The sequence below is a fragment of the Mycobacterium sp. genome (assembly GCF_040398885.1).
GTDB lineage: Bacteria > Actinomycetota > Actinomycetes > Mycobacteriales > Mycobacteriaceae > Mycobacterium.
In genome coordinates, this window is record NZ_JBBATF010000224.1 from 1 (window position 1) to 3,655 (window position 3,655).

The window sequence follows — 3,655 nt, forward strand, 5'->3', positions numbered from 1 at the left end:
CGCCGTTCGTGTGCACGTTCTCCAACCGGTGCTTCCCGACCAAGGCGATCCGGGGTTGGCTCGCCACCGACGACGTGTTCCACGTGCGGCTCGTGGCCGAGTACTTCTACCGCTCGGCCGGCTGGGACGAGCCCCGCATCGACCGGCGCCCGACGCCAGGCGACCCGCTCTACGCCGTGTGGGCACACCGCTCCGGCTGAGGGGGCGGACATGTCACGCGAGAACTGCATGAGGGGTGCCGCTCAGCGAGACCGATTCGCTCGACGGACTCTTCGGTCCTACTTGGTGGCCGAGTCGCACCTGTCACTGCTCGGGAGTCCGCATGAGTATCGCCCGTTTCTGAGCGACAACTGATGCAGCACAGGGCTTTTGCCGGGTGTGTTCAGGCTGTTGTCGCTCGGAGGTGGGCACTTGTAGCCATGCCTCTCCGCCTGGAACCGCCGTCCGATGTCGGGCAGAGCAACGTTGACGAAGGTGAGGTCCACCGAGAGGGAGAAGGCCGAGGCCGCGACCACGGCCAGCACCAGTCGTGGGCGCCGAACGGCCTGATGCACCGCAACATCCTGAAGTTGCGCGCTTCCCCCGCGATCGCGGCCGCGCCCACGATCCGGGAACGGCACCGGTCACGCCGCGGCGAAGATCTCTTTCCAGTCGTCCTTCATGCTGACCACGGTCCATCCCCGCTGCGGCGCCTCCTTGAGCGCGGCCACCAAGCTGCCGCTGCTGGTGGGGTTTTCGTCGTAGCGGTATTCGCGCTCGCCGTCGGTGTGGTGGATGAGCACGCCGAGGTTGGGCCTGGGATTGTCGATCGTGGTGTACTCCAGCATCTGTTTGTCGCCGTCGCTGTTGCCGACGGCGATGATGGGCCGCCGCCCGATGAACTCGTGGATGCCGGCGGGTTTCCCGGCCTTGTCGTCGACGAAGAGGTAGTCGAGTGTTTTGACAAGTACCGGCCCGGTGTCGCGTAACTCGTAGGTCACCCGCGCGGTGGAGCCGACGACCTGCTCCGGCGGGATGCCGTAGACGCGTTCGCTCCAAGCGCGCATGAAGTCCGCTCCGCCGCCGGAGACGATGAATGTCTTGAACCCGTTGGCGCGAAGGTGGCTCAGCATTTCCTGCATCGGCTGGTAGGTCAACTGGTCATAGGGCCGGTTGAACTTCGGGTGCTTCGCCGTGCCGATCCACCCGCCGACCCGGTCGGCGAACTCTTTGGTGGTCATGCCGGAATGGGTGAGCGCGATGATCCGCAGCAGGCCGTCGTGGTGCGGGCCGGCCAGCAACTTGGCGTTGTCTCCAGCCAGCAGGGCCTGCACCATCGGGTCCTCTTTGAGGGTGGGCTGCTCGGCGACCATGCGGTTCGTCTCGTCGACGGCGAAGGCCAACTGGAAGGGGATCGGGTTCTCCGGCCACAGCGTGCCGTCGTTGTCGAACACGGCGATCCGCTCCTCGGCCGGAACGAAGTCCGGTGAGCCCGGCTTGGTGGTCTGCTCGACGAAAGCGGTGATCGCCGCGCGGGCTTCGCCGTCATTCCACGACGGCAGCGGGTTCTGTGCGTTCTCCGACCGGCCGGCGCAGGCAGTCGACAGTGCGACGAGCAGCCAGAGCATCGCCAACAGTGCAGGAACTCGGGTTCGGATCATGCGCGGATTATGCCCTGAGCTACCGGCGAACCTGCGCCGGATCGCCGAACCGGGCCAGGCGCGACTCAGGACGGGCGGGCGGGCAGGGCTGCGATCCGGCGCGCCAGGTAGGGCGAGAACCAGCCGGCGTACCTCTCCTGCAGCGCGGGATCCCGCCAGTCGGAGCCGGTCACGATCTCACGGCAGGTGGGCTGCCGACAGCGGCAACGAAATTCGTCGTAGTCGCTGGCGTCGCACATCGCGTAGTCGAAGCACAACTCCTCGCCGGGTGCGATGTCGCGCATGGCGACCAGCAGGGTCTGTCCGAGCAGACCGCAGTTCGGCTCGCAGGAGTGGTTGAGCATGTCGCCGGCCTCGGGGGTCTCGGCGGAGACCAGGTAGAGATCCGCGTCGATCTGGATGGAGCGGCTCTGCCGGTCGGCGCTGAGGGTCTGCAGCCTTGCACCGGTCAGCACCCATCCGCCGAACGCGGCGACCGTTTCCCCCGCCGCGATGGGTTCCACGGCGAAGGAACCCCAGCCTTTCTCGCCGGCCGGCCGGGCCTCCGCCTTGGGGCTGAGCCAGTTGTAGTCCACCGAACGCATCTCCCGTCTCGACGTTCCGCGGTCATGCTACTTGTGGCCCGTCCGCGGCCGACCCGCCACGCTGCGACCCGCCGGACGGGTTACCGGTGCACGGCCCGCCTTCTGCCTAGCATCACCCGGGTGGCCGACCGCTATGGCATCGACGTGCTCGCCGACAATCCGCACCAGCCCCGCAGGCCGCGCCCGGTGGAGCGGGCGGCCGACGCGGGCTTGGTCGTGGAGGACCCGATGTCGGGCTACGTCGGTGCGGTGATCCGGGTGGAGGGCGGCCGGGTCGAACTCGAGGACCGCCGCGGCCGGGTCCGGGTATTCCCGCTGGGCCCGGGTTTTCTGGTCGACGGCACTCCGGTGGTGCTGGTCGCGCCGCGAGCGGGGAAGGAGACCCGACAGCGCACCGCGTCCGGCTCGGTGAAGGTGGTCGGCGCCAAAGCCCGGGTGGCGTTGGCCGGGCGTATCTATGTGGAGGGCCGCCACGACGCCGAACTGGTCGAGCAGGTATGGGGGGATGATCTGCGGGTCGAGGGCGTAGTAGTGGAATACCTCGGTGGTGTCGACGACTTGGTCGACATCGTCACGTCGTTCCTGCCCGGCCCCGGCAGACGCCTCGGCGTGCTCGTCGACCACCTGGTTCCGGGATCCAAGGAGTCCCGGATCGCCGAGGCGGTGCGCCGCGGCCCCGGTGGTGACCACACCCTGGTGGTCGGCCACCCGTTCATCGACATCTGGCAGGCCGTCAAGCCGGCACGGCTGGGTCTCTCGGCGTGGCCGACGATTCCACGCACGATGGAGTGGAAGGCCGGCGTCTGCGGTGCCCTGGGCTGGCCCCACCGCACTCAAGCAGATGTCGCGCGGGCGTGGCAGCGCATCCGCGGATCGGTCCGGGACTGGACCGACCTCGAGCCTGAACTGATCGGCCGGGTCGAGGAACTGATCGACTTCGTGACGAGCGCCCAATCGGCGGCCGCCGACGACCAAAAGCCTGCGACCCGGTGAGGGTGACGATGTCGTCATATCCCCGCACCGGGTCGCAGCCTCGGCTTGGAATCAGTCGGTTGTGAATGCCGCCGCGGCGTCCCTCTCCAGATCCAGGTACGCCTTCTCACTGACGTCGATGCCGACACCCTGGATGGTGCCGCCGGTGAACGTGCCGGGGTTCTTGTACTGCTCGGAGACGTTGTCGCCGCTGTCATAGCCGACGCACAGACCGTCCCCGGACAGGGTGAACTTGCCGATCTGGGCCTTCATCGGCCCGGTGGCGACCGGCTTGTCGTCGACATAAAGCGTGGTGGTGCCCAGCGACTCGCCGTGTTCGCCGGCCCGCTCCCGCTTGAACTCCATGCCCAGCGTGTGCTTGCCCGGGCTCAGCGGCGGGGAGGCGAAGTCCTGCTCGGGCTTGATCCCCAGGAAGTTGTAGACGTAGTGCAGCCGGCC

4 protein-coding genes and 1 pseudogene are annotated in these 3,655 nt (G+C 67.9%); 2 read left to right on the forward strand and 3 right to left on the reverse strand.

Going from position 1 to position 3,655, the window contains the following annotated elements; all coding sequences use genetic code 11:
- A partial coding sequence (locus tag ADBZ5U_RS15025; RefSeq protein ID WP_526811525.1) for a hypothetical protein occupies positions 1-200 on the forward strand: 200 nt, incomplete at its 5' end.
- A 423-nt stretch (positions 201-623) separates the two neighbouring features.
- On the opposite strand, the gene ADBZ5U_RS15030 is transcribed toward ADBZ5U_RS15025, so the two are convergent.
- Both ADBZ5U_RS15030 and ADBZ5U_RS15035 read right to left on the reverse strand, forming a co-directional pair.
- On the reverse strand, positions 624-1,640 hold the full coding sequence (locus tag ADBZ5U_RS15030; RefSeq protein ID WP_526811527.1) for an HAD family hydrolase: 1,017 nt from the start codon (positions 1,638-1,640) through the stop codon (positions 624-626).
- A 65-nt stretch (positions 1,641-1,705) separates the two neighbouring features.
- Positions 1,706-2,224, reverse strand: coding sequence for an SET domain-containing protein (locus tag ADBZ5U_RS15035; protein ID WP_526811529.1), 519 nt, complete (start codon positions 2,222-2,224; stop codon positions 1,706-1,708).
- A 120-nt stretch (positions 2,225-2,344) separates the two neighbouring features.
- On the opposite strand from ADBZ5U_RS15035, the gene ADBZ5U_RS15040 reads away from it, so the two are divergent.
- Positions 2,345-3,217, forward strand: a complete 873-nt coding sequence (locus ADBZ5U_RS15040) for a DUF3097 family protein (RefSeq protein WP_526811530.1) — start codon at positions 2,345-2,347, stop codon at positions 3,215-3,217.
- 51 nt (positions 3,218-3,268) lie between these two features.
- Here the strand turns inward: ADBZ5U_RS15040 and ADBZ5U_RS15045 are convergent.
- A pseudogene (locus tag ADBZ5U_RS15045) lies at positions 3,269-3,655 on the reverse strand (arylsulfatase); the annotation flags it as partial.

Excerpts from the sequence above, each read along its gene's own strand:
- ADBZ5U_RS15030 (WP_526811527.1), bottom strand. The coding sequence starts at position 1,640 with ATGATCCGAACCCGAGTTCCTGCACTGTTGGCGATGCTCTGGCTGCTC.
- ADBZ5U_RS15035 (WP_526811529.1), bottom strand. The coding sequence starts at position 2,224 with ATGCGTTCGGTGGACTACAACTGGCTCAGCCCCAAGGCGGAGGCCCGG.